General features: G+C 31.0%; 5 protein-coding genes and 1 pseudogene. All 6 read left to right on the forward strand.

Annotated features, from left to right (window positions below; genetic code table 11):
• Positions 1–873: hypothetical protein (locus F6K13_RS18965; RefSeq protein ID WP_353735683.1), on the forward strand; the 873-nt coding region annotated here is incomplete at its 5' end.
• Positions 874–890: 17 nt separating this feature from the next.
• The gene (locus F6K13_RS18970) at positions 891–1,094 is read left to right on the forward strand and encodes a hypothetical protein (RefSeq protein ID WP_287288012.1); all 204 of its coding nucleotides are present in this window, start codon (positions 891–893) and stop codon (positions 1,092–1,094) included.
• A gap of 182 nt (positions 1,095–1,276) precedes the next feature.
• Positions 1,277–2,758: an MBOAT family protein gene (locus tag F6K13_RS18975; protein WP_287288014.1), complete on the forward strand. Its 1,482-nt coding sequence runs from the start codon at positions 1,277–1,279 to the stop codon at positions 2,756–2,758.
• Between the two features lie 364 nt (positions 2,759–3,122).
• Positions 3,123–3,554, forward strand: coding sequence for a hypothetical protein (locus F6K13_RS18980; RefSeq protein WP_124143986.1), 432 nt, complete (start codon positions 3,123–3,125; stop codon positions 3,552–3,554).
• A 108-nt stretch (positions 3,555–3,662) separates the two neighbouring features.
• Positions 3,663–4,346 carry a hypothetical protein gene (locus tag F6K13_RS18985; RefSeq protein ID WP_287288016.1) on the forward strand — a complete coding sequence of 228 codons (684 nt, stop codon included), beginning with the start codon at positions 3,663–3,665 and terminating at the stop codon, positions 4,344–4,346.
• A gap of 26 nt (positions 4,347–4,372) precedes the next feature.
• A pseudogene (locus F6K13_RS18990) lies at positions 4,373–4,735 on the forward strand (hypothetical protein); the annotation flags it as partial.

Below are 4,735 nucleotides of genomic sequence, written 5' to 3' on the forward strand. Positions count from 1 at the left end.
AAATCATGCTTACTTTATGCTTTCTTTGTTCTAGTCAATTCTGGATCCACTATCCAGCAACCTCTCACATGTGGAAGGCAAGAAAATCGACTTTTTAAATGGGAAGCTTTAGTTTATGTATTTAGTTTGTCTCCTATATTTAAACCTTTGGCTTTTGTGATGGGATTACCATCAATCATGCCAATTGGAACTAAATTTTATGAAACTATTGCCAATAATAGAAAATTTGCTGGCAACTTTACTAAACCTCTTCAATTTCGTCCTTTAAATATACGTCCTTATCGCGGATTAAATATCATTATATTTTTACTAATTATTTATACTTTTATTTGGAACGTTAAAAGTTTTGTCAAACAAACCTATCAAAGAAGAAAAGTACAAAAGCAAGATTTAATTACTAAGACTCACAAATTATTTCAACGTCGGATTGTACAAAGGTTAGATGTTTTTGGTAAGGTGACAAAATTAGATAAATCTTGGAGTATCTTTGCTCCTGCTCCACCTAGAGATGATGGTTGGCATGTTATTCCTGGTAAGTTGAAAAATGGTAAAGAAGTTGATGTTTTGTATAAAAAAGGAGAGCCTTTAAGTTGGGATAAACCAACTCTAAGAGAATTTAATAAATTGTATTCTAATATGCAGTGGCGGACTTATTTCCTAAATTTCAATCGAGCTATAGGTAAAAAACTTTATCCTTATTATGCAGAGTATGTGTGTCGTGAATGGAATAAAAAGAATGAAGGTTCGGAAAAATTAGAAAGTTTCGATATTTTCTTTATGGAGGAGAGAACTGTACCACCTGGTGAAACACAAACGGTGGAAAAGAAAAGTGTGATGCAAAAATCTTGTTCAGATGAGCAAAAAGATATTTAGGGAGAAGGTGATTAGCTATGTTATTTAACTCTTATGTTTTTATATTTGGTTTTTTACCTTTAACTCTGATTATATTCTTTGTTTTAACCAAGTTTGGTTTAATTAAGGCTGCTAATGTTTGGCGGAGTTCTAGTTATGGGTACAAGAAAAGTGTGAGAAAAAATCTGGTTGAGATGAGGCAAAAAATATTGATGGAGGAATTGATTAGGTATGTTATTTAACTCTTATGTTTTTATATTTGTTTTTTTACCTTTAACTCTGATTATATTCTTTTTTTTAACCAAGTTTGGTTTAATTAAGGCTGCTAATGTTTGGCGGAGTTCTAGTTATGGGTATAAGAAAAGTGTGAGGAAAAATATGGTTGAGATGAGGCAAAAAATATTGATGGAGGAATTGATTAGGTATGTTATTTAACTCTTATGTTTTTATATTTGGTTTTTTACCTTTAACTGTGATTATATTCTTTGGTTTAACCAAGTTTGGTTTAATTAAAGCTGCTAAGGTTTGGTTGACGGCTAGTTCTTTTGCTTTTTATGGTTATTGGAATGTTGCTTATCTACCTCTGTTGATAATTTCAATTTTGTGGAATTTTCAAATGGGGAAATTTATTGCTGAGGCTAAACCGGAAAGTAAGCGAGCAAATGTTTTACTTTGGGTAGGTATAGCTGTTAATTTAGCAATAATTTCCTATTATAAATATGCGAACTTTTTCCTAGATACTGTTAATTCGGTAGTTTCTACAAATTTGAATGCTGGGCAAATTATTTTACCTTTGGCAATTTCTTTTTATACTTTTACTCAGATAGCTTATTTAGTAGATGCTTATCGTGGGGAAACAAGAGAGACTAATTATGATTTACTTACTTATAGTTTCTTTGTGGTTTTCTTTCCCCAATTAATCGCCGGACCTATTTTACGCCACGATGAACTTATTCCCCAGTTTCGTCAATTGCGTAGTTATATTTTTTCCCAGAAAAATATGGCTTTGGGTTTAAGTATTTTTAGTCTGGGATTATGTAAAAAAGTTTTGATAGCTGACACTATATCGCATTGGGTAGCACTAGCTTTTAATAATGCTTCTGAGTTGAGTTTTATTGAAGCTTGGGTAGGAGCTTTAAGTTACACTTTTCAGCTATATTTTGATTTTTCTGGTTACTCCGATATGGCGATCGGTTTGGGGTTGATGTTTAATATTAAATTACCGATTAATTTTAACTCTCCCTACAAGGCTACTTCTATTAGTGATTTTTGGCAAAGATGGCATATTACTTTATCCAATTTTCTGAGAGATTATTTATATATTCCCCTGGGTGGAAGTCGTCGTGGAGAAGTACGTAGTTATAGTAATCTTTTGACAACAATGCTGTTAGGTGGATTATGGCATGGTGCAGGTTGGACTTATGTAATTTGGGGAGGTTTACACGGTACATATTTATGTATAAATCATGGTTGGCGAAAGTTAAATATTCCGATGCCGAAAGTATTGGCGTGGGTAATTACTTTTGTTGCTGTTATTGTTGGTTGGGTGTTATTTCGATCGCAAAATATTCAAGATGGTCTAGATATTTTACAGACAATGGCAGGTCTAAATGGGGTTGTTATACCAGGGGAAGCTAAAGATAAATTATCTGTGTTAACTAATTTTGGTTTTCAGCTCAAATCTTGGTCGGATATGAATTATTTGCCGGAATTTTTGGGGAGTAAAATTTTCTCAATTTTGGGTTTAATAGGTTTAACCTTTTCTGTAAGTTTCCTACCAAATACTCAGGAAATTTTGGCAAAGTTAAAACCTACTTGGTGGTGGGCAGTTTGGATTGGTATTTTGACAAGTTTAGCTTTATTATCGCTGAATCGTGTGTCTGAATTTCTTTATTTCCAATTTTAAATTGTTTGGATAAATTATGAGCATAAATAATCAACTTAGTTCTACATACTCCCAAGCTTATCCTCCCAAAAAAACAGATAATTCTTATTACACTCCTAAAGTAAGGAATTTAATTTTGAACAGGCTTATTTCTGATAAAGAAGAATAATTTTTAGAGGATTTTGGAGTTTTAATTAATCGAGAAAATATTGAATCACATTTAGCAAAAATTCCTCAAGACCGAGAAAATTGGGCGAAAAATAATCCTGATGAAGTGAAGTTAGTAAAAGAAATTAAACAAAAATATGATGTCTCACTAAACTAGATAAAAATTATGTTTAAGATATTAAATTAACTAAAATCTACTTTGATTTGGATATAAAATATGAGTTCAAATAATCAACTTAGTTATAGTTTATATCAACCTTTAACTGCTAAAAAATTAGAAAAATATATGGTAAATAGAAAAAAATATCGTCGATATAATTGGCTATTTTTAGTATCAGTATTTCTCCCTGTAGTTACTGTGGGAGTATTTAATATTATTGTCGATCCTTATGATGTATTTAATACTCCCAATTTCTTAGGAATAAATCATTCAAAACCTCGGAAAGATAATAGTGATAGCCTCTTTAAAGCAACTGATGTTATCCGCATTAAACCTGTAACAGTTTTTATGGGTTCATCGAGAACAAAACGCGCTATAGATCCTAACTATCTAGCTTTAAAAAATTATAAGCTGGCTGATAATTTAGCACTTACTAAGGGAAATTTCTATGAGTTACGACGCTATTTAGAACACGCGATCGCTAATTAGAAGGAATTAGACTTAGTTGTTATAGGCTTAGATTTTTTTATGTTTAATTCGTTGATAGGAACCAGGCAAAATTTTTCTGAGCAGAGACTAGAAAAAAAATATATTCTCTTGGAAGACTTGCTTAATATTACTTTCTCTTTAGATGCCTTTTTGGCAAGTCAAGAAACATTAATTGATAGTAATAAAAATCTGCCAAATAATATTTTTGATGGAGAAAATGGATTTATACCTTATCTAAATGTTGACCCGAAAAAAACTAAGTCTAGATTTGAAAGAATTATGAATAATTATTATGTAGGTTACTCTACAATATTTCAAGTATCTCCTCAATTACTAGATGAATTCAAAAAAGTAGTCGATTTATGTAAAGAAAATCAAATTAAATTAATATCATATATTTCTCCTGCTCATGCAACTCAATGGGAAATTATTAAAAGTTCTGGTCAGTGGTCAACTTTTGAAGAATGGAAACGTAAAGTTGTAGAAATTAGTGATGTCTTTGACTTTTCTGGATATAACAGTGTCACAACTGAAGCTATTCATAATAATATGGAAAATTATACAGAGAATTCTCATTACACTCCTAAAGTAGGGAATTTAATTTTGAACAGAATCCTGTCTTACAAAGAAGAAGAAGTTCCAAAGGATTTTGGAGTTTTAATTAATTCAGAAAATATTGAATCCCATCTAGAAAAAATTCGTCAACACCGAGAAGTTTGGGCTAAAAATAATCCTGATGAAGTGAAGTTGGTAGAAGAAATTAAACAAAAGTATGATGGGGCACTAAACTAGATAAAAATTATATCTGACATATTAAATTGACTAAAATCTACTTTGACTTGGAGCTACATATGAGTATCAATAATCAACTTAGTTCTACTGCTTCTAATTCTTCATATCCTCAAAAATCAGAAAAATATGTGGCAAATAGAAAAAAATATCGCCGATATAATTGGATGTTTTTCTTGTCAGTATTTCTCCCTATAGTTACTGTAGGAATATTTAACATTGTTGTCGATCCTTATGATGTTTTTAATACTCCCAATTTCTTAGGAATAAATCATTCAAAACCTCGGAAAGATAATAACGATCGCCTCTTCAAGGCAACTGATGTTATTAGGATTAAACCTATTACTGTTTTAATGGGTTCATCTAAAACTAAACAAGGTTTAGATACTAAT

The sequence above is a fragment of the Okeania sp. SIO2B9 genome (assembly GCF_010672505.1).
GTDB classification, from domain to species: Bacteria; Cyanobacteriota; Cyanobacteriia; order Cyanobacteriales; family Microcoleaceae; genus Okeania; species Okeania hirsuta.